Here is a 20,581-nt window from a genome sequence, read left to right as displayed (position 1 = left end):
ATGGGACATATCCCCGACTTTGCTGCCAGATTCCTGATTATTTTTTATTCTTTCTTATGCCACTTTTGGGTCGATCAGCATAAGCAATTGACCTGCCTGCACTTGCTGCCCAGACTGCCGCGTCAGACTATGGATTTTTCCACTGACGGGCGCGACGATCGGGATTTCCATCTTCATTGATTCGAGAATGCCGACCGTGGCCCCCGCACTGATTTCACTGCCTTCCTCTACCAGCCATTGCCACACGCTGCCCGCCACCTGGCTTTCAACGGGATGACAACCGGCTGGCACCACACTCTCTTCGCTGCTCTGCGCTTGCAGCTGGCTATCGAAGGTAAACTGCCCTTCCGCTCGCCAGCGCAACAACTCCTCATCAAACGCCTGCTGGCGCTGCTGCTGGAAGGCATCAATCTCCTGCGCGTGCTGCGTCAGCATCGCCTGATACTCGGCGAGGCGGAATTCACCCTGTTCCACGCGTAGCGGATAATCGCCCCACGGAAAACGCTCACGAATCTGCAGCAACTCGTCGGCATCTACCGGATAAAAGCGAATTTGATCGAAGAAGCGCAGTAACCAGGGCTGGGTAAACGCAGCTGTGGGTCGATCGCGGTTCCACATCTGCATAGTGCGTCCAACAAACTGATAGCCGCCCGGCCCTTCCATGCCGTACACGCACATATAAGCGCCGCCGATACCGACCGAATTTTCCGCCGTCCAGGTGCGCGCCGGATTGTATTTGGTGGTCACCAGGCGATGGCGCGGATCGAGTGGCGTAGCCACCGGCGCACCGAGATAGACATCGCCCAATCCCATGACCAAATAAGAGGCGCTAAATACGATCTCTTTTACCGACTCAATGCTATCCAGCCCATTGATGCGGCAAATAAATTCAATATTGCTTGGGCACCACGGCGCATTCGGTCTGACGGAGTGGTCGTAGCGCACAATCGCTTCACGACAGGCCGCATCATCCCAGCTAAGTGGCAGCCAGACGGTGCGCGCAGGCACGGCCGCATCGGCCAGGCTTCCCAATGCTAAATCAGCGTGCAATATTTGCGCCACTCGCTCACTTCTGGCACACATTTGTGCGTCATAATGAATTTGTAGCGAGCGGATGCCAGGCGTCAATTCCAGTTGCCCCGGCAGCGGGTGCGCTTCCAGCCATTGCATCAGCGCATGCACGCGAAAACGCAACGCGATATCCAGTTGCAAATCGCCATATTCCACCAGCAGAAAACGGTCGCCTGCCGTCCGAATACAGAGCGAAGGACGTTGCTCCGTTGCCGCATGATGGTGCAGAACCGGATCAATTAAGGGCAGCGCCGCGTTCACTGTAATCGGTTGAGATTGCAGTTTGATGATCTCGTCACGCTGCGCTTGCGCCAGTTGATCGGCGGTGGCAAGTTCGATCGGCTGGAACTGGACGCGATCGCCAGCTTTCAGCTGCCCCAGCTTCCACAGATCGGCTTCGATCACCGTTGCCGGACAAACAAAACCTCCCAGCGATGGGCCATCCGGGCCGAGGATCACCGGCATATCGCCGGTAAAATCCACCGTGCCGAAGGCGTACGCATTGTCGTGGATGTTCGAGGGATGCATGCCCGCTTCGCCGCCATCGTTGCGTGCCCAGGTCGGTTTGGGGCCGATTAGGCGAATGCCGGTGCGGCTGGAGTTGTAGTGCACTTGCCACTCAGCGGCGAAAAATTCGGCGATGTCTTCATCGGTGAAGAAGGTTGGCGCGCCATGCGGACCGTAAATCACCCGCAGCTGCCAGCTGCCGTTCAGTGACGGCAGCAAATTATCCGGCAAGCTGGCCGCTGTCAGCACCTGCGGCGCGGCGAGATGCAGCACATCACCAGCGCGCAGCGCGCGTCCGGCATGACCACCAAATTTGCCGAGGGTGAAAGTGCTGCGGCTACCCAGATAGCGCGGCGTATCGAGGCCACCGGCCAGCAGCAGATAGCTGCGGCTGCCGTCTCGAACTTCGCCGAGCGTCAGCGTTTGCCCGGCCTGCGCCGTCAGCCGCTGATGCATCGGTATCGTTTGTTGATCAAGCTGCGCGGCAATCGGCGCGCCGGTCAGGACAAAACTGCAGGCCTGGTTGAAGCGCAGCGTCGGGCCACGCAAGGTGATCTCCAGCCCGGCGGCCTGCGCATCATTGTCTAACAGGCGATTACCCAGCTGGAACGCGCGGCTGTCGAACGGACCGGAAGGCGGCACGCCAACATGCCAATAACCGATGCGGCCCGGCGCATCTTGCACTGTGGTTAAGGTGCCGCCGCTGAGAATATCCAGCGTTGGCGGCTGCCACTGCAGGGTGCCGAGCGTGGCGGTGATGATGCGTCCCTGCTGCACGTCCGGCAGCGTGCACAGCTGGCGCAGCCATAGCAAATTGGTTTCGATGCCGTACAGTTCGGTGGCGGACAGCGCCTGCGCCATGCTGCCTAGCGCGCTGGTACGGTCAGCGGCATGCACGATAAGTTTCGCCAGCATCGGATCGTAAAATGGCGAAACCTCCATGCCGCTCTCCACGCTGCTGTCGATGCGCAGCGTAGCGCCCTCAATCGTAGTCGGGAACTGCACATGGCTGAGCAATCCCGCGCTGGGCTGGAACTGCTTAGCCGGATCTTCGGCGTAAAGCCGTACCTGAATGGCGTGACCTTGCACCACCGGCTGCAAATCGGCCAGCGGCGGCAATTTTTCCTGCGCCAGTTCTACCATCCAGCGCACCAAATCAACGCCATACACCATTTCGGTGACGCCATGTTCCACCTGCAAGCGCGTGTTCACTTCGAGGAACCAGAACTGCTGGCTGGCATCGTCATAAACATATTCCACCGTGCCCGCGCTGCGATAGTTCACCGCCCGCGCCAGCCTTACGGCGGTGGCCTGCAACTGCGCGCGCACCGCAGCGCTCAAGCCCGGTGCGGGCGTCTCTTCCAGCACCTTTTGATTGCGGCGCTGGGCCGAGCAATCACGCTCGCCGAGCGCGATGACTTCACCTGCGCCGTCGCCAAAAATCTGCACTTCGATATGGCGCGCACGCGCAATAAACTTCTCTAAAAACACGCCATCGTCGGCGAAGTTGTTGCCCGCCAGGCGCTTCACGCGGGTAAATGCCGCGTCGAGCTGTTCGGCATCGTCGCAGCGCTGCATGCCAATGCCGCCGCCGCCCGCGGTGCTTTTCAACATGACCGGATAGCCAATCTGCGCCGCCATCTGCTGCGCCTCGGCCAGCGAAGCCAGTAAGCCGCTGCCCGGCAGCAGCGGCACGTTATTCTGTTCAGCCAGCGCACGCGCGCTGTGTTTCAGGCCAAAGGCCGCCATCTGCTCGGCGCTCGGCCCAAGAAAATGCACGCCCGCCGCTTCGCAGCGCGTGACAAACTCCGGATTTTCACTGAGAAAACCGTAACCGGGATGCAGCGCCTGCGCGCCACTCTGCGCGGCTATCGCCAGTAATTTATCCTGATTGAGATAAGTGTCTCGCACCTGACCTTCACCGAGCGACCAGGCTTCATCCGCCAGACGCACATGGCGCGCATGACGGTCGGCTTCGGCGTATACGGCAATCGCCCGGATATTCATGGCTTGCAGGGTTCGAATAATGCGCACGGCAATCGCGCCACGGTTGGCAATTAATACGCGATCAATCATGACTGAATACTCTCGTTGCGGCAGGTCGTCCTGCGTAGCATTGACGGCAGAAAACGGGTCGTCCCGTTGCGTCAGAGAATCACCACACGCTGACTAAAATCGGCGTTGGGTTGTAACCGTTGCAGGGATTATTGAGCTGCGGGCAGTTGGAGATCAGCACCAGCACGCTGATGTGCGCCAGCATCTCGACATATTTGCCCGGCGCAGAAATGCCGTCGGCAAAGGTCAATCCGCCATCCTGCGTCACCGGCACGTTCATGAAAAAGTTGATGTTGTGGGTGATGTCGCGGCGCGTCAGGCCAAACTCCGGCTGTTCCGCCACCGCCAGCATCCAGCTATCGCGGCACGAATGCATATGGCGCTTCTCCAGGTCATAGCGCACCGTGTTGCTTTCGCACGAACAAGCGCCGCCGAGCGTGTCGTGACGGCCGCAGGTATCGGCAGTGATGGTCAGCATTGGGCGATCAAAGTTCGAGCGCAGCACGCTGCCGGCCGTCAGAAACACATTGTTCTGCCCGCGCAGCGTGTCGCTCATGCTGTAGCGTTCGGCGGTGTCATCAGCATTGAAAAACAGCGTATCTGCGGCTTGATTGCCTTCAAGATCGGTGATGCGTAGCGTTTGGCCCGCCTCGATGCGCTGCAGCCAGTAATCACCGGCATCAATTTGTTGCTGGAAGCGCGCTTCGGCTGGATTGCGCTGACTTTCAATGATCATCACATTTCTCCTTGCAGTTGATACAGCGCGTTATTGCGCAGACCGCGCTGATTCTCGTCGCGCTCGAGACACATCGCCGGCAGCGGCGCGTGTTGCGCATCCAGTTCGATCTGCACCGGCTGGCGCGGATAATCCTGCGATGCGCTGAGCGGATGCGGGCAAGTGTGCAGCAGCACCAGCGTGTCCATCGCGAAACGTAAACGCACGCTGGCACCCGCCGCGCCCTGACGTTCCAGCTGCAAAGTGCCACTGTCGTCGGCGCGCACCTGCGCAAACAGGTTGAGGCAGGACGCCATATCGCGCTGGCCGAGCCCATATTTGGCCAGCTCGACAAGAAAACTGTCGTAGCCATTTTGATGGCGCAAATTGCGCGCCTGCTGATAGGTGCTGGCACCAAAACGCGCGGCGGTTTGTGCGGCATTCAGCGTGCCGCACACGCTTTCGTGCCAGCCGAAGCTGTCGTGTTCGATGCCGCAGAAAATACGTCCCATATCTGAATAGAGACAATGACCGGCGGTGAGGCGGAAAGTGTGCTGGCACTTCAGGGTGTCGGGCGCGTTATAGCGCTCCAGCAGGTTTTCCGGGTTGTAAAACAGCAGGCCGACGTTGGCGCCACCTTCGACATCGGTGAGGGTCAGCGCGCTGCCGCTGCGCATCACCAGCGACAAGTGTGCGCCGCTCGGCAACAAGGTTTGGTAAGGCTTCATGGTTTTCTCCTTTAGGCGACCTGCGGTTCGGATGGCTGTGCGCGATCCAGCGGCAGATCGTAAGTGATGGTCGCGCCCCAGGCTTCAGGCGCGTGCGGATCGTGGCGCAGCTTGTCGAACACCAGCAGACGCGATGCAAGGCTAAATCCCTCTTTCAAATCGTGGGTGATCATGAAAATGGTCAGGTTATGCTGCTGCCACAAACGGGTGATCAGCTGGTGCATCTCGCTACGGATGCCGGGATCGAGTGCGCCGAAGGGTTCATCGAGCAGCAAAATGCGCGGCTGCTTCATCAGCGCCTGCGCCAGCGCCAGACGCTGCTGCATGCCGCCCGACAGCTGATGCGGATATTTATTCTGTGCCTGTTCAAGCCCAACCTGCGCCAGCATGGCCTGCGCGCGCTGGCGAATCGCCTGGCGTTTCTTTCCCCACACGCGGCCCAGCCAACGCGCACTGCTGAACTCGTCGCCCAGCATCACGTTGCCCAGCACCGTCAGATGCGGAAACACGGAATAACGCTGAAACACCACGCCGCGATGCGCATCCGGTTCGTCGGGGATAGGTTCGCCATCCAGTAACAGCTGGCCTTTGCTGGGCGCTTCAGTGCCGAGCAGCATATTCAGGAAGGTGGTTTTGCCGCAGCCGGACGCACCGACAATCGCCACAAACTCGCCCTCTTCAACCTCGATATTGAGGCGCTCCAGCACCACTTGCTGGCCGTAATGTTTCTCAAGGTTTTTCAGTTGCAGTAACGGCATCGCTCGCCCCTTATTTCGCGTGATACCACGGCCAGCAGCGACGGCTAATCAGCCGCAGCAACAGGTCGAGCAGGAAGGCCAGCAGCGCGATCCACGCCACGTAGGGCAGAATCACATCCATTGCCAGATAACGCCGCATCAGGAAGATGCGATAACCCAGGCCTTCTGTGGCGGCGATGGCTTCGGCGGCAATCAGAAACAGCCACGCCGACGCCAGCGACAGCCGTACCGCATCCAACAGCCGCGGCATCAGCTGCGGCAGGATCACGCGCCATAAAATCTGCGCGCTGTGCGCGCCGAGCGTCTGCGCTTTTACCAGCTGCTCGCGCGGGATCTTCTGCACCTGCAGCTGCAAATCGCGGGCAATCAGCGGCGTAATGCCGATGACAATCAGCACCACTTTCGATACTTCGCCGAGACCAAAACAGATAAACAGAATCGGCAGAATCGCCAGCGGCGGCACCAACGCAAACAGCGTCACCAGCGGCGCCAGCACCGCACGCACCACCGGCAGCGCGCCGGTGAACAGACCCAGCGCCAGCGCCAATAGCGCGCTGATCGCCACACCACACAGCAAACGCAGCAAACTGGCGGCGGTATCGCTCCACAACAGATATTCGCCGGTGCGCGGGCTGGGCTGAAACGCCATGCGGCTGAAGGCGTCGCCCATGGCGTTAAAGCCCGGCAACAGCTTGTCTGCCGCATTCAGACTGAGACGCGCATCCGACGCGAACAGATACACCAGTAGCAGCGCCAGCAGCGGCAGAATGCCCAGCAGCAAGCGCCCCAGCGGCAGCGGTTGGTAGTTGATCAACTTACGCATCGGCATCGCCTCGCTTACAGCTGCCCGGCGGCGGCCATTTTGGTGTACTCATCGGTGAAGCGCAGTTTGAGGTTACCCGCATCGCCCCAATTGCCCGCAGGCGTTGCCACGCCAACCACATCGGCGCTCGGCGCGCCCTCGCCCAGCAAACCGTGCTTGAACGAGAACTCGGCGACCATCTGCATGGTGGCTTTGAGCTGTGGGCTTTGGACGAAATCGAGGGTGGTTTTGGCATCGCTAAACAGATGCGTGGCGGCCAGCTGCTGGTCAAAGCCCGCCAGATCGGTGCCGGAAGCCTGCGCCATTTGTGTACGTGCCGCTTTAGCGCTGTCGGTTGGGCCGGACATGGTTTTCAACGTTTCATACCATGCGCCGGTCAGCGCTTTGCCGAGCTGCGGATACTTCTGCAACGTGGCGCTGTTGACCACCAGCAGATCGAGGATTTCGCCCGGAATTTGCGCGGAAGAGAAAATCAGATGGCTGTTCGGCTGCTTCTCCGCTTCGGCGAGCAGCGGATTCCACGTAACGATAGCGTTGACGTCGGCGGTGCCGAACGCCGCCACCAAATCGGCATCGGCGGTGTTCACCACTTTGACGTCTTTCTCGCTCATGCCGGATTTCTCCAGCGCCCGCGCCAGCAGGTAATGCGAAACCGAGAGTTCGACCAGGTTGATCGGCTTGCCTTTCAGCGCTGAGAGGTTGCCCGCACCTTTCAGCAGAATGCCGTCGTTACCGTTGGAGTAATCGCCGACGATCAGCGCCGTGCTATCCACGCCGCCGGTGGCCGGAATGGTCAGCGCATCCATGTTGGTCATGGTGCAACCAGCAAAACCCCCGGCGGTGTATTGATTCACCGACTCGATGTAGTCGTTAACCTGCACAAACTGGATATCGATGCCGTATTTGTCGGCCCATTTTTTGACGATGCCGCTCTGCTGCGCGTAATCCCACGGCATCCAGCCCGCGTAGATCGACCAGCAAATCTTAAAGGAGGGTTTGTCGGCGGCCAGCGTGTTGACGCTGAACAGCGTGATGGTGCAAAGCAACAGCAGGCGAAGGCAGGCTTTGATCATGATGGTTCCTCTGGCGTTAACGAACGAAAAAAAGCAGGAGGCGGCGAGCAACGTTCTCGCTTTCCTCCCGGGCTTTTTTCCCGCCGTGTAACCGTCAGAGGACGGTCGGTCACTCTCGGACCAGCATCTTTCGACCGGAACCCTAGTGACCCATTGCAAATTGTCTGGCGACCTCGGTTGCCCGCTATCGCTCCTGCATCTGCGTAAAAACATACAAAATAGATGCCAAGGTTATATCCCGCTGAAAACCATCGGTTATTAACTCACCGCGCGTCGCCGCACTGCTGGCATTGCACAGATAAGCAGCGCGCGCGCACCACCGTGAAGCAGCATGCCGGTGAGGACGTTGACGCTTCTCGCAATTCTCAACCGGCACTGAAAAAACTTTTACTTTGCGATCATGGGGTTATTACACATTGATGACACGCCAATCCGAACCAATTAAATATTGGTTCACTTCTTGCCTACGCTAAGAAAGCTGCCGAATTCGCCTTTCATCAGCAAAAGTGCTGGATACGCGGCGATTACCGATCTTTTTCTGATGCATAAACAGGCGAACCAATCATGAATGACACGCCAGAAACCAGCCGCAACTCCAGCACCGCACTTGAGCAACTGCGCCAGCTGATTCAGCAGCAGGAGCACACGCCCGATCGCGCGCTGCCCACAGAACGTGAGTTAGCCGAGCGGTTTGGCATCGGTCGTCGTGAAATTCGCCGGGCATTAGATGTGCTGGAAGAAGAGGGCCGCATCTGGCGTAAACAGGGCAAAGGCACCTTTATTGGGCCCTCCGCGCCAGTGCAGCCGCTGGTGCTACAGGATCTGCCGCAACAATCGAATCTGCTTGAAGTGATGGAAGCGCGTTTGCAGCTGGAGCCGGGGCTGGCAAGTCTTGCCGCCCTGCGCGCCACCAAAGAACAAATCGCCTTAATGAAACGCCTGCTGGAGCGCATGCACGCCATCACGCCGCCTGAAGATGGCGATCAGCATGAACTGTGGGACAGCGCCTTCCATCGCGCCATCGCCGAAGCGGCGGGCAATCGCCTGATGCTCGGGCTGTTTGATGCCGTCGATGCGGTTCGCCGCGATCCCGGCTGGCAGCATTTGCGGGTGCAGGCGCGTACCCCGGCACGCCTGGATAACTATGACACCCATCATCAGCGGCTGGTGATGCACATCGCCCAGCGCCAGCCCCATGAAGCGGCAGCGGCGATGCGTGAGCATCTGCTTGCGCTGCAACAGGCGCTGATGGAAACGCTCTATTCCCGCCAGGAGGAAGCGCCATGACCGCACATCCCGTTTTATCGCTACGCAATCTGCGCGTGCAGTTTCGCGGCTCGCCGGTCACGGTACTGGATGATATTTCTCTGGAGCTACAGGCGGGAGAAACGCTGGCGCTGGTCGGTGAATCGGGCTGCGGCAAAAGCATCACCTCACTCACGTTGATGGGTTTGCAGCCTGACAGTGCGCAAATCTTGCAGGGCGACATGCTGTTTGATGGCCGCGATCTGCGCCAACTCAGCAGCAGTGAATACGCCAGCCTGCGTGGCAACCAGTTGGCGATGATTTTTCAGGAACCGATGACCTCGCTTAATCCAGCCTTCACGCTTGGCGATCAGCTGAGCGAAGCGGTAATGCGCCATCGCAAAGTGAGTAAGCGCCAGGCAATGGACGCGGCGCTGGCGATTCTGCAAAAAGTGCAAATTCCAGCAGCGGAACAGCGGCTGAAAGCCTATCCGCATCAGCTCTCCGGCGGCATGCGCCAGCGCGTGATGATTGCCATGGCGCTGATCAACCAGCCAAAACTGTTGATTGCCGATGAACCCACTACCGCGCTCGACGTCACCATTCAGGCGCAAATTCTGGCGCTGTTGAACACCCTAAAACAGGAAACGGGCACCGCAGTATTGATGATCACGCATGACCTCGGCGTGGTAGCGGAAGTGGCGCAGCGCGTGGCGGTGATGTATGCCGGTCAGGTGGTGGAGAGCGGCAGCGTGGAGCGTATTTTCAACGATCCGCAACATCCGTACACCATTGGCCTGATGGGCTCAATTCCCAGCCTGAGCGCACGCGAAGGTGCGTTAGCCACCATTCCCGGCCAGGTACCGTTGCCGGAAAATATGCCGGCTGGCTGCCGCTTTGCCACGCGTTGCCCCTTCGCCGAAATACGCTGCCACCAGCATCGTCCGGCGTTGCGTGCACTGGCGAACGATCATCAGGTGGCCTGTTTCCGCGCTCCGTTAGAGCAACACGTCACGCTGGGAGAAAGTGCATGAAGCCGATTTTAGAGTGCCGCGATTTAAGCAAAACCTTCTCCACCGGCAACCGGCTGTTTTCACGCAATCGCGGCGTGACGGCGGTTGATCGCGTTGCGCTACAGGTGATGCCGGGCGAAACGCTGGCGATTGTCGGCGAATCCGGTTCCGGTAAATCGACGCTGGGACGTTTGCTGCTGCGTTTATTATCCGCCAGCGCCGGCGACGTGTTCTATCAGGGTGAAAGCATCACCGATGCCAGCGGCGCGCGGCTCAATCAGCTGCGTCGCGAATTGCAGATTATCTTTCAGGATCCGTTTGCCTCGCTCAATCCGCGCATGACGGTGCAGCAGATTGTGGGCGAACCTTTGTGGCTGCATGAAAAGATGAGCCGCGATCAGCGCCACGCGCGCGTCGCCGAACTGCTGCGCACCGTTGGCCTGCCTGCGGCCTGGGCCGAACGTTACCCGCACGAGTTTTCAGGCGGTCAGCGCCAGCGCATTGGTATTGCCCGCGCGCTGGCCTCACAGCCGAAATTACTGCTCGGCGATGAGCCGGTTTCAGCGCTGGATGTGTCCGTGCAGGCGCAGGTGGTGAATCTGCTTGAGAGCCTGAAACAGCAGTTTGGCCTGACGATGGTGATCGTGGCGCACGGTTTGGCGGTGATCCGCCATATGAGCGATCGCGTGGCGGTGATGTATCTCGGTCAGATTGTCGAACTGGCCAGCGTCGATGAGATTTTTGATGCGCCGCTCCATCCTTATACGCAAGCGTTGATTGCCTCCGCGCCACAAATGCAGCCGGGCGTCAGTCGCACCATCCCCATGCTGCAGGGTGATTTGCCCAACCCTGCAGATCCACCTAGCGGCTGCCGTTTTCATACCCGTTGTCCCTATGCCACAGCGGAATGTCGCCAGTTTGAACCGATTAATCAGGTGCTGAGCGGCGGCCGTCAAATTGCCTGTCACCGCTGGCAGGAGATTAATCGCGATCGCAGCGTCATCACCCTTGCGCCACCTTCCGCCGCTTTTTTACGTCGCCGCGCCCTGTTTGAGCAGGCGGTGAATCAGCAAGCCTAACCTCTGGAGATACACCGTGAAGCAAGCTCGTCATACGTTATTAACCGCCCTCAGCGGTCTGTTACTGCTCGGGGCTAGCGCCCACAGCCAGGCTGACAGCGTGATTCGCATCGGCCTGGGCGCCGATCCCGACATGCTCGATCCGCATCTGGCGCGCACCTATTACGGCCGTTTTGTGTTTGCGGCCATGTGCGATCGTTTGGTCGATGTTGACCAAAACCTCAAAGTGGTACCGGGTCTCGCGACCGATTGGGCGTGGAGCGAGGACGGCAAAACGCTGACCATGAATCTGCGCAGCGGCGTGACCTTCCACGATGGCGAAAAATTTGATGCGCAAGCAGTGAAATTCAATATCGAACGTGCGCAAACGCTGCCGGGTTCGCTGCGTAAAAGTGAAATCTCCTCGATTGAAAGCGTGGAAGTGAGCGGCCCGATGCAGGTGAAGTTCCACCTGAAAAACCCGGATGCGGCGCTGCTGAGCCAGCTGACCGACCGCGCCGGAGCCATGCTGGCACCGGAAGCGGCGAAAAAGCCCGATTTCGCCGCTCATCCGGTCTGCTCTGGCCCGTATCAGTTCGACAGCCGTGTTCAGCAGGATCGCATCGTGCTCAAGCGCTATGACAATTACTGGAATAAAGGCGCCTATCACTTCGATAAGGTGATTTTCCTGCCGATCCCGGATGCTTCAGTGCGCCTCGCGAACCTGCGTGCGGGCGATTTGGATCTCACCGAAGGCGTGGCCGCCAGCGATGTGAAAACCGTTGAAGCCGATAGCAAACTGGCGCTGGCAAAAGTCACAGGTCTTGGTTATCAGGGCATCACTTTCAATATCAACAACGGCAAAGTCGATGCTAATAGTCCGCTGAAAGATGCGCGGGTGCGTGAAGCGTTCTCACTGGCGATTGACCGTGATGCGCTGAATCAGGTGGCGTTTGAAGGCTTATATACGCCAGCCAATCAGGCGTTTTCACCGGTCAGCGCGTATCACGTCAAAACACCGATCGCACCGCGCGATGTTGAGAAAGCCAAAGCACTGCTGAAGGCTGCGGGTGTTACCACACCGCTGAATCTGACGCTGCTGGTCAGCAATAACCCGACCGCGCAGCAGGTGGGCCAGGTGATTCAGGCGATGGTCGGTGAAGCCGGTTTCAACCTCAATCTGCAAATGAGTGAGTTCGCCACCCTGTTGGATCGCCAGCAGCGCGGGGATTATCAGCTTAGCCTGTCGGGTTGGTCTGGTCGTCCGGATCCGGACGGCAGCATCTATTCGTTTATTAACAGCAAAGGCACGCTCAATGACGGACGCTACAGCAATGCGCAGGTCGATGAGTGGCTGAATGCCGCGCGTCTCACCAACGACCAGGCACAGCGTCAGGCGCTCTACACCCAGGTGGTGAACCAACTGCAAAGCGATATGCCGATTGCTTACCTCTACTTTGAGCCACGCATTTTTGGCATGTCGAAAAAACTTCAGGGCTTCAAAGCCTGGCCGGACGGATTGGTACGTTTGGCTGGCGTAAGTCTGGCGCAGTAAACCGCTAAGGAGCGAGGATGCTGGAACTGATTGTAAAACGGCTATTGCTGGCCATTCCGACGCTGCTGCTGGTGAGCATTATGGTGTTCGCACTGCAAAAGCTGCTGCCGGGCGATCCGGTGCTGGCGATGGCGGGCGAAGAGCGCGATCCAGCGGTTATCGCCCAGCTGCGGGCGGAATATCATCTGGACGATCCGATTCCCGCGCAATATTTCGCCTGGATGGGTAATGCGCTAACCGGCGATTTGGGCATGTCGCTGCGCACCAAAGAGCCGGTGACGGCGCTGATCGCCAGCAAATTGCCGGTCACGCTGGAATTGTCATTGCTGGCGATGATTATCGCGCTGGTGATTGGCATCAGCATGGGCATCATCGCCGCGGTGCGCAAAGACAGTTGGGTCGATCACACCACCAACTTTGTCGCGCTTTCCGGGATTTCAGTGCCTCACTTCTGGCTCGGTATTCTGCTGATTCTACTGTTCTCCGTGCACCTGCAATGGCTGCCGGCATCGGGTTTTGTGCCGGTTAGCGAAGATGTGGCGCAGAACCTGAAAACGCTGCTGCTGCCGGCGCTGGTGCTTGGTACCGGACTGGCCGCCACGTTAATGCGCCACACTCGCGCTTCAATGATCGCCGTGCTGAAAGCGGATTACATTCGCACCGCACGCGCCAAAGGGCTGCTGGCAAAGAAAGTGGTGCTCAAGCATGCGTTGCGTAATGCGCTGATGCCGATTGTTACTCTCACCACGCTGCTGTTTGGCGAGTTGCTGGGTGGCGCGGTGCTGACCGAGCAGGTCTTCACGCTGCCCGGCTTTGGCAAGATGATTGTCGATGCGGTATTCAACCGTGATTACGCCGTGGTGCAAGGCGTGGTGCTGGTGGTGGCGATTGGCTTCTTGCTGCTCAATCTGCTGGCTGATGTGCTCTATCTGATCATTAACCCGAAAATGCGAGGCTGACCATGAGCGAGGTTTTAACCGCTGGCGCACTGCCTGCAGTGGCAAAGCCGAATCGTCGGGTGCTGAAAAAGTTCCTGCGTAATAAAAGTGCGCTGATTGGTGCGGTGATTGTGCTGCTGTTTGTCGCCGTGGCGCTGCTGGCACCGTGGCTGGCACCGTTTGATCCCATCAAAGCCAATTTCCTTGCGGTGCGCAAAGCGCCAACGGTGCTGCATTGGTTCGGCACCGATGAGCTGGGGCGCGATATTTTGTCTCGCCTGGTGTGGGGCGCGCGTACTTCGCTGCTGGCGGGTTGCATTTCGGTGCTGATCGCCATTCTGATTGGTGTGCCGCTTGGGTTGATTGCCGGTTACTGGCAAGGCTGGTGCGACGGCATTATTTCGCGCTTTATCGAAGCGCTGCTGGCATGCCCGTTTCTGATTCTGGCAATCGCGCTGGGAGCGTTTCTCGGCCCGAGCTTATCAAACGCTATGATTGCCATCGGTTTATCTGCGATGCCGATTTTCGCGCGCTTGACGCGCGGCCAGGTGATCGCCATACGCCACGAAGAGTACATTGACGGCGCGCGAGCGATTGGCCTGCCCGATCGCTGGATCATCCTGCGTTACGTGCTGCCCAATGTGCTATCGCCAATTCTGGTGCAGGCCACGCTGGCGATTGCTTCGGCGATCATTACCGAAGCCAGCCTCTCATTCCTTGGCCTCGGCCAGCAACCGCCCTCGCCTTCATGGGGCGCGATGCTGAATACCGCCAAAGGCTTTCTCGAACAGGCGCCGTGGATGTCGATTTTCCCCGGCCTGGCTATTTTTCTCACCGTGCAGGGCTTCAACCTGCTGGGCGACGGTTTGCGCGACGCGCTCGACCCACGTGATGACTCACACTAAGGAACGATCATGAGTGAACTGGATTTTAACGTCAGCTATGCCTCACACCGCGTACCGATGATGGGACGCAACGCGGTTGCCACTTCGCAGCCGCTGGCGGCGCAAGCCGGGATGCGTATGTTGCAACAGGGCGGCAATGCGGTAGATGCGGCGATTGCCAGTGCAATGGCATTGACCGTGCTGGAGCCTAGCGGCAACGGACTCGGCAGTGACGCCTTTGCGATTATCTGGGATGGCAAACAGCTGCACGGTTTGAATGCCTCGGGCCGCTCGCCCACCGCATGGAACCCGGAACGCTTTGCCGGACGCGATGCCATGCCGGAAATTGGCTGGGAAGCGGTCACCGTGCCGGGCGCGGTTTCGGCGTGGGTGGAGCTGGCCGAACGCTTTGGCACGCTACCACTCACCACGTTAGCGCAACCGGCCATTGAATACGCGCGCGATGGTTTCCCGGTTTCACCGCTGATTGGTCATCTGTGGCAGCGCGCTTACCACAAGCTGAAAGATCAGCCCGGCTTCGTCGAGTGCTTTGCGCCCGATGGACGACCGCCGTGTGCCGGCGAGCTGTTCCGTAATCCGGCGCAAGCCGAAACGCTGCAAAAAATCGCCGAAACGCGCGGTGAAGCCTTCTATCGTGGCGAGCTGGCTGAAAAGATAGTGGCGTTTGCTGAGCAGCATGGTGCGGCGCTGAGCCTTGATGATCTGAAAAATCATCGCGCCGACTGGGTAGAATTGTTATCGCGTCCGTTTGCGGGCGGATCGGTGCAGGAATTGCCGCCGAACGGTCAGGGCATTGCCACCCTGATTGCGTTGGGCATTCTTGAGCAGTGGGATATTGGTCGCTATGAACCGGATTCGGTGCCGTGGCTGCATCTGTCGATTGAAGCGATGAAGCTGGCGCTGGCCGATCTGGATCGCTATGTCAGCGATTACGATCACCTCGAGTTCCCGGCAGAATTGCTTCTCAGTGATGAGTATTTAAAACAGCGCGCGCAGTTGATTAATCCCGAACGGGCCGGAGATTTTACCTTTGGCTCCCCGCAGCAGAGCGGCACGGTTTATCTTTCTACCGCCGATGCCAGCGGCATGATGGTTTCCTTTATACAGTCAAACTACATGGGCTTCGGTTCTGGCGTAGTGGTGCCGGGCACCGGCATTAGCCTGCAAAATCGTGGCTGCGGTTTCTCGCTCGATCCGCAGCATCCCAATGTGGTCGCCGGCGGCAAACGTCCGTTCCACACCATCATTCCGGCGTTTGCCCTCGACGGTGACGGCCAGCCGCTGATGTCGTTTGGCGTGATGGGCGGCCCGATGCAGGCGCAAGGTCATTTGCAGATGGCGCTGCGCATCATGCAGCATAAGCAAAACCCGCAGGCAGCGATTGATGCACCGCGCTGGCGCGTTGAGCAAGGACGTGCGGTGGTGGTTGAACCCGGCATCGACCGTAACGTGCTGGCGAAGCTGCGCGAGATGGGGCACCAGATCACGCTGGAAGATCCTTTGCTTGGCTATAACTTCGGCGGTGCGCAGGCGATTGTGCGCGATCCGCAAGGCTTCTATATCGCCGCCACTGAAAGCCGTAAGGATGGTCAGGCGCTGGTGTTTTGATTTAACGTGTTAAAACGGTCACCATAATGGGTGACCCTGGAATTCCGCCATTTCCTTATCGGGTGCGCATTTATGCGCACCAGGCAAACGCCGCCCGTTGTACCCGTCAGGCCATTGCACTATCCTTTAGGACCATTCCCATCGAATCGAATTAGCCATAACAGGAGTTCATCATGGCGTCAGGAATTTCTCGCATCTGGATGCGTACCGGCATGCTGATGGTCAGCGCGTTAGTGGTGCTGCAACTCACAGCCTGCGGTGACAAAGAGGGCGATCAGCGTAAAGCGTTCAGTGACTTCCTTCAGAACACGGTGATGCGCAGCGGCGAACATCTGCCAAGCCTGAGTGAAAACCAAAAGCAAACCTTCGGCAATTACGCCAGCGACTACGCCATACTTTATGGCTTCTCGCAGCAGACCAATCAGGCGATAGAGCAAGGCATGCGCCCGGTGGTTGATGAGTTAGCAGCGATTCGTGTACCACAGGATTACCTCACGCGTCGCGATAGCCTGCGCCAGGCCAGCGGCAATCTGAGCGTGCTGACCCAGCAGATTCAGAGCGCCAAAATGCAGGCGGACAGCAGCAAAGCCACCCTGAAGCAGCCGGATGATCTGAAGAAAGTGTATGACGCGGCCTACGTCAAAGTCGTGACGCAGCCAGCGAGCACGCTGATTCCGCTGCTGCCACAGCTGCAGGCGCTGAGCCAGGCAGCCGTGCAAACCGGCGACTATCTGCAATCGCAAGGCGCGCGCGTAACCTTCAACGATGGCGGCGTACAGTTCCCAACCCAGGATCAGGCAACGCAATACAACACGCTGATGAGCAATCTCTCCAGCAACGCGCAAGCGCTGACGCAAGCGCAAAATGCGGTGCAAGGCGGGTTGTAACAGCCGAACTATTTTAGTGGTCGCCATCAATGGCGACCCTGAAAGTCTGTTGTCCCTTTCCAGAATTTCGTCACTTCCTTACAGCTCACTTATCTGCTGCAGCATATTGTGATCTGGCGCATTTTCGACCACAAATAGTTTGTGACATTGATCACACTTACACAACAAAGCGCCCACTTCAAAAGGTGACTTAAGTCACATTCATCGCCTTGTTTGGCTTAATTTTTCGACACCGTTGCTTTCTTACAGCGCCTTTTTGTGATCGATGTCACCTTATTGCCCCCCAATCACCCCAGCTTAGCGTGATCTGCATCACACTTAGGCGCAGCTCTACGCAGCGTAATAAACTAGTGCTAGAGTCCGCGTGCATACAGTAATGCCACGGCCCCCGCCGTAACGTTCAAACAAAAACAAACGCGCTCTCTTATTGCAGCGCGTCTCAATAAGGGGTGGGTTTATGTCCTCATCAGTAAAGGTCAAGGTTCAGAGCTTTGGTCGCTTTCTGAGTAATATGGTGATGCCTAACATCGGTGCGTTTATCGCATGGGGTATCATCACTGCGCTGTTCATCCCAACCGGATGGATTCCAAACGAAACGCTGGCGAAACTCGTCGGCCCAATGATCACCTACCTGCTGCCACTGCTGATTGGTTTCACCGGTGGACGTCTGGTTGGCGGCGATCGCGGTGGCGTGGTCGGTGCGATCACCACCATGGGCGTGATCGTCGGTGCCGATATGCCGATGTTCCTCGGCTCCATGATTGCCGGTCCGCTGGGCGGCTGGGCGATCAAATCCTTTGACCGCGTTGTTGATGGCAAGATCAAAAGCGGCTTCGAAATGCTGGTTAACAACTTCTCGGCCGGTATCATCGGTATGCTGCTGGCGCTGCTGGCGTTTGTCGCTATCGGTCCACTGGTTGAAGGCCTGTCTCACATTCTCGCCGCGGGCGTGAATCTGATGGTGCAGAACAACCTGCTGCCGCTGACCTCAATCTTTGTTGAACCGGCGAAAATCCTGTTCCTTAATAACGCCATTAACCACGGTATCTTCTCGCCGCTGGGTATCCAGCAGGCGAGCGAGGCGGGCAAATCAATCTTCTTCCTGATTGAAGCCAACCCAGGTCCGGGTATGGGCGTGCTGGTTGCCTACATGGTATTTGGCCGCGGTAGCGCCAAACAATCTGCAGGCGGTGCAGCGATCATCCACTTCCTTGGTGGTATCCACGAAATTTACTTCCCATACGTGCTGATGGCGCCGCGTCTGTTGCTGGCGGTTATTCTCGGCGGTATGACTGGCGTATTCACCCTGACACTGCTGAACGGCGGCCTGGTCTCTCCGGCTTCTCCAGGTTCTATCCTGGCGGTGCTGGCGATGACGCCAAAAGGCGCTTACTTCGCGAATATCGCTGCCATTATCGCTGCGTTTGCCGTCTCCTTTGTGGTCTCAGCTATCCTGCTGAAAACCAGCAAAGTGAAAGAAGATGACGATATCGAAGCGGCGACACAGCGCATGCAGGATATGAAAGCGCAGTCAAAAGGTCAGGCTGTTGCCGGTTCGCCAGTTGCTGGCGATGCGATGAGCGTTGACCTGAACCACGTGCGTAAAATCATCGTAGCCTGTGACGCCGGTATGGGTTCAAGTGCGATGGGTGCGGGCGTGCTGCGTAAGAAAGTGCAGGACGCAGGTCTGAGCAATATCTCCGTCACCAACACGGCGATTAACTCGCTGCCGGGCGACGTCGATCTGGTGATTACCCACCGCGATCTGACCGAACGTGCGATGCGTCAGGCACCGCAGGCGCAGCACATTTCGCTGAACAACTTCCTTGATAGCGCGCTGTACAGCAACCTGACCGAACGTCTGGTGGCCGCTAACCGCAGCGAAGCGCGTCGTGAAACCGTGCAGACCACGCTGGCTGACAGCTACGACGAAGGCAACGCGCACCTGTTCAAACTGGGTGCAGACAACGTGTTCCTCGGTCTGAGTGCCACCCATAAAGAGCAGGCGATTCGCTTTGCGGGTGAGCAGCTGGTGAAAGGCGGCTACGTGCAGCCGGAATATGTTGATGCGATGCTGGAACGCGAAAAGCTGACGCCAACTTACCTCGGTGAATCCATTGCTGTACCTCACGGAACCGTAGAAGCGAAAGACCGCGTGCTGAAAACCGGCGTGGTGTTCTGTCAGTATCCGGCGGGCGTACAGTTTGGTGATGAGCCAGAAGACGTGGCGCGTTTGGTGATTGGTATCGCCGCTCGCAATAACGAGCACATTCAGGTGATTACCAGCCTGACCAACGCGCTGGATGATGACAGCGTGATTGAGAAGCTGGCCAATACCACCAGCGTGCAGGACGTGTTGGATCTGCTCTCGGGCAGCACCGTCAAAGCGTAATACCCCGTTTTACCTTCCCTGGGGCGGGTAAGCCCGTCCCACATTTCCGGGGCGGACTTGCCCGCCCTTTCGTCATTTGATATGGGTCAAATTTATGAAAGCGTTACATTTTGGAGCAGGTAACATCGGTCGCGGTTTTATCGGTAAGTTACTGGCAGATGCCGGCATCGAGCTGGTGTTTGCTGACGTCAATCAGGTGGTACTTGATGCCCTTAACGCCCGTCATGAGTATCCGGTTCATGTGGTTGGCGAACAGGCAAAAGTCGAAATCGTAACAGGCGTGAGCGCCGTTAACAGCACCAGCGATGACATCGTTACGCTGATTGCTGAGGTTGATATCGTGACCACGGCGGTTGGTCCGCAGATTCTGGAGCGCATCGCCGGTGGCGTCGCGAAAGGTCTGGCCAAACGCAGCGACAGCGGTAATGTGCGTCCACTCAACATCATCGCCTGTGAAAACATGGTGCGCGGTACCAGCCAGCTGAAACAGCACGTGCTAAAAGCGCTGCCAGAGCAGTATCACACATGGGTTGAAACGCATGTTGGCTTCGTGGATTCCGCGGTAGACCGCATCGTGCCGCCGTCCGAAGCGGGCACCACCGATCCGCTGGAAGTGACAGTTGAAACCTTCAGCGAGTGGATTGTTGATAAAACCCAGTTCAAAGGGGAATTGCCAAACATTCCTGGCATGGAATTGACCGACAACCTGATGGCATTCGTTGAGCGCAAGCTGTTCACCCTTAACACCGGTCACGCCATCACCGCGTATCTCGGCCAGCTGGCTGGTCACGCTACCATTCGTGACGCGATTCTCGATGAGAACGTGCGTGCGGTAGTGCAAGGCGCGATGCAGGAGAGCGGCGCCGTGCTGATCAAGCGTTATGGTTTTGAAGCCGATAAACATGCTGCCTATATCCAGAAAATCCTCACCCGCTTCGAAAATCCGTACCTGAAAGATGACGTTGAGCGCGTCGGTCGTCAGCCACTGCGTAAACTCAGCGCGGGCGATCGCCTGATCAAGCCAACGCTGGGCACGCTGGAGTATCAGCTGCCGCACGATAATCTGGTTAAGGGCATTGCCGCCGCGATGCACTATCGTAGCGAAGCCGATCCGCAGGCGCAGGAACTGGTCGCGCTGCTGGCAGAAAAAGGCCCGCAAGCCACGCTGTCGGAAATTTCTGGCCTGGATGCCAACAGCGAAGTGGTCACCTCAGTGGTGAGCGCTTACAACGCTATGGCATAATGCGCGC

General features: G+C 58.1%; 16 protein-coding genes and 1 riboswitch. Of the genes, 10 read left to right on the top strand and 6 right to left on the bottom strand.

Annotated elements, in window-relative coordinates; genetic code table 11:
- Nucleotides 1-54: 54 nt before the first annotated feature.
- The 6 genes from uca to K5Y32_RS21010 form a co-directional block, all read right to left on the bottom strand.
- Nucleotides 55-3,654, bottom strand: a complete 3,600-nt coding sequence (uca, locus tag K5Y32_RS21035) for an urea carboxylase (protein WP_222185682.1) — start codon at nt 3,652-3,654, stop codon at nt 55-57.
- 79 nt (nt 3,655-3,733) lie between these two features.
- Nucleotides 3,734-4,369 carry an urea amidolyase associated protein UAAP2 gene (locus tag K5Y32_RS21030; RefSeq protein ID WP_222185681.1) on the bottom strand — a complete coding sequence of 212 codons (636 nt, stop codon included), beginning with the start codon at nt 4,367-4,369 and terminating at the stop codon, nt 3,734-3,736.
- On the bottom strand, nt 4,369-5,076 hold the full coding sequence (locus K5Y32_RS21025) for an urea amidolyase associated protein UAAP1 (RefSeq protein ID WP_222185680.1): 708 nt from the start codon (nt 5,074-5,076) through the stop codon (nt 4,369-4,371). Before K5Y32_RS21025 ends, K5Y32_RS21030 begins: the two co-directional genes overlap by 1 nt.
- An 11-nt stretch (nt 5,077-5,087) precedes the next feature.
- On the bottom strand, nt 5,088-5,834 hold the full coding sequence (locus K5Y32_RS21020; RefSeq protein WP_222185679.1) for an ABC transporter ATP-binding protein: 747 nt from the start codon (nt 5,832-5,834) through the stop codon (nt 5,088-5,090).
- A gap of 10 nt (nt 5,835-5,844) precedes the next feature.
- The gene (locus K5Y32_RS21015) at nt 5,845-6,657 is read right to left on the bottom strand and encodes an ABC transporter permease (protein ID WP_222185678.1); all 813 of its coding nucleotides are present in this window, start codon (nt 6,655-6,657) and stop codon (nt 5,845-5,847) included.
- A gap of 14 nt (nt 6,658-6,671) precedes the next feature.
- Nucleotides 6,672-7,730 carry a putative urea ABC transporter substrate-binding protein gene (locus K5Y32_RS21010; RefSeq protein WP_061719325.1) on the bottom strand — a complete coding sequence of 353 codons (1,059 nt, stop codon included), beginning with the start codon at nt 7,728-7,730 and terminating at the stop codon, nt 6,672-6,674.
- Nucleotides 7,731-7,792: 62 nt separating this feature from the next.
- Nucleotides 7,793-7,887: riboswitch (guanidine-I (ykkC/yxkD leader) on the bottom strand.
- A 407-nt stretch (nt 7,888-8,294) separates the two neighbouring features.
- Here K5Y32_RS21010 and K5Y32_RS21005 point away from each other — a divergent pair.
- The 10 genes from K5Y32_RS21005 (at nt 8,295) to mtlD (ending at nt 20,574) form a co-directional block, all read left to right on the top strand.
- Nucleotides 8,295-9,017, top strand: coding sequence for a FadR/GntR family transcriptional regulator (locus tag K5Y32_RS21005; RefSeq protein ID WP_222185677.1), 723 nt, complete (start codon nt 8,295-8,297; stop codon nt 9,015-9,017).
- Nucleotides 9,014-10,009 carry an ABC transporter ATP-binding protein gene (locus K5Y32_RS21000; protein ID WP_137384875.1) on the top strand — a complete coding sequence of 332 codons (996 nt, stop codon included), beginning with the start codon at nt 9,014-9,016 and terminating at the stop codon, nt 10,007-10,009. The genes K5Y32_RS21005 and K5Y32_RS21000 overlap by 4 nt, the downstream gene beginning before the upstream one ends.
- Nucleotides 10,006-11,067: an ABC transporter ATP-binding protein gene (locus K5Y32_RS20995; protein ID WP_222185676.1), complete on the top strand. Its 1,062-nt coding sequence runs from the start codon at nt 10,006-10,008 to the stop codon at nt 11,065-11,067. The genes K5Y32_RS21000 and K5Y32_RS20995 overlap by 4 nt, the downstream gene beginning before the upstream one ends.
- 16 nt (nt 11,068-11,083) lie before the next feature.
- A complete protein-coding gene (locus K5Y32_RS20990) occupies nt 11,084-12,601 on the top strand; it encodes an ABC transporter substrate-binding protein (RefSeq protein WP_192236854.1) in 1,518 nt (505 codons plus the stop codon).
- A 17-nt stretch (nt 12,602-12,618) separates the two neighbouring features.
- On the top strand, nt 12,619-13,560 hold the full coding sequence (locus tag K5Y32_RS20985) for an ABC transporter permease (RefSeq protein ID WP_222185675.1): 942 nt from the start codon (nt 12,619-12,621) through the stop codon (nt 13,558-13,560).
- A 2-nt stretch (nt 13,561-13,562) separates the two neighbouring features.
- On the top strand, nt 13,563-14,444 hold the full coding sequence (locus K5Y32_RS20980) for an ABC transporter permease (RefSeq protein WP_101763820.1): 882 nt from the start codon (nt 13,563-13,565) through the stop codon (nt 14,442-14,444).
- Between the two features lie 9 nt (nt 14,445-14,453).
- Nucleotides 14,454-16,052: a gamma-glutamyltransferase family protein gene (locus K5Y32_RS20975; RefSeq protein ID WP_222185674.1), complete on the top strand. Its 1,599-nt coding sequence runs from the start codon at nt 14,454-14,456 to the stop codon at nt 16,050-16,052.
- Nucleotides 16,053-16,225: 173 nt separating this feature from the next.
- A complete protein-coding gene (locus tag K5Y32_RS20970; RefSeq protein WP_222185673.1) occupies nt 16,226-16,939 on the top strand; it encodes a DUF3053 domain-containing protein in 714 nt (237 codons plus the stop codon).
- 457 nt (nt 16,940-17,396) lie between these two features.
- Nucleotides 17,397-19,331, top strand: coding sequence for a PTS mannitol transporter subunit IICBA (locus tag K5Y32_RS20965; protein WP_101763823.1), 1,935 nt, complete (start codon nt 17,397-17,399; stop codon nt 19,329-19,331).
- Between the two features lie 94 nt (nt 19,332-19,425).
- Nucleotides 19,426-20,574, top strand: coding sequence for a mannitol-1-phosphate 5-dehydrogenase (gene mtlD / locus K5Y32_RS20960; protein WP_222185672.1), 1,149 nt, complete (start codon nt 19,426-19,428; stop codon nt 20,572-20,574).
- Nucleotides 20,575-20,581: the final 7 nt, after the last annotated feature.

It is taken from the genome of Pantoea sp. DY-15 (assembly GCF_019795935.1).
In the GTDB taxonomy this organism is placed as follows: domain Bacteria; phylum Pseudomonadota; class Gammaproteobacteria; order Enterobacterales; family Enterobacteriaceae; genus Pantoea; species Pantoea leporis.
This window is presented reverse-complemented; position numbering and strand designations above follow the sequence as displayed.

Bases quoted from the DNA above. Each gene is read 5' to 3' on its own strand.
- K5Y32_RS20970 (WP_222185673.1), top strand. From the start codon at position 16,226: ATGGCGTCAGGAATTTCTCGCATCTGGATGCGTACCGGCATGCTGATG.
- K5Y32_RS20995 (WP_222185676.1), top strand. From the start codon at position 10,006: ATGAAGCCGATTTTAGAGTGCCGCGATTTAAGCAAAACCTTCTCCACC.
- K5Y32_RS21020 (WP_222185679.1), bottom strand. From the start codon at position 5,834: ATGCCGTTACTGCAACTGAAAAACCTTGAGAAACATTACGGCCAGCAA.
- K5Y32_RS20980 (WP_101763820.1), top strand. From the start codon at position 13,563: ATGAGCGAGGTTTTAACCGCTGGCGCACTGCCTGCAGTGGCAAAGCCG.
- K5Y32_RS21025 (WP_222185680.1), bottom strand. From the start codon at position 5,076: ATGAAGCCTTACCAAACCTTGTTGCCGAGCGGCGCACACTTGTCGCTG.
- K5Y32_RS21010 (WP_061719325.1), bottom strand. From the start codon at position 7,730: ATGATCAAAGCCTGCCTTCGCCTGCTGTTGCTTTGCACCATCACGCTG.
- uca (WP_222185682.1), bottom strand. From the start codon at position 3,654: ATGATTGATCGCGTATTAATTGCCAACCGTGGCGCGATTGCCGTGCGC.
- K5Y32_RS21030 (WP_222185681.1), bottom strand. From the start codon at position 4,369: ATGATCATTGAAAGTCAGCGCAATCCAGCCGAAGCGCGCTTCCAGCAA.
- K5Y32_RS21015 (WP_222185678.1), bottom strand. From the start codon at position 6,657: ATGCGTAAGTTGATCAACTACCAACCGCTGCCGCTGGGGCGCTTGCTG.
- K5Y32_RS21005 (WP_222185677.1), top strand. From the start codon at position 8,295: ATGAATGACACGCCAGAAACCAGCCGCAACTCCAGCACCGCACTTGAG.
- K5Y32_RS20965 (WP_101763823.1), top strand. From the start codon at position 17,397: ATGTCCTCATCAGTAAAGGTCAAGGTTCAGAGCTTTGGTCGCTTTCTG.
- K5Y32_RS21000 (WP_137384875.1), top strand. From the start codon at position 9,014: ATGACCGCACATCCCGTTTTATCGCTACGCAATCTGCGCGTGCAGTTT.
- mtlD (WP_222185672.1), top strand. From the start codon at position 19,426: ATGAAAGCGTTACATTTTGGAGCAGGTAACATCGGTCGCGGTTTTATC.
- K5Y32_RS20975 (WP_222185674.1), top strand. From the start codon at position 14,454: ATGAGTGAACTGGATTTTAACGTCAGCTATGCCTCACACCGCGTACCG.
- K5Y32_RS20985 (WP_222185675.1), top strand. From the start codon at position 12,619: ATGCTGGAACTGATTGTAAAACGGCTATTGCTGGCCATTCCGACGCTG.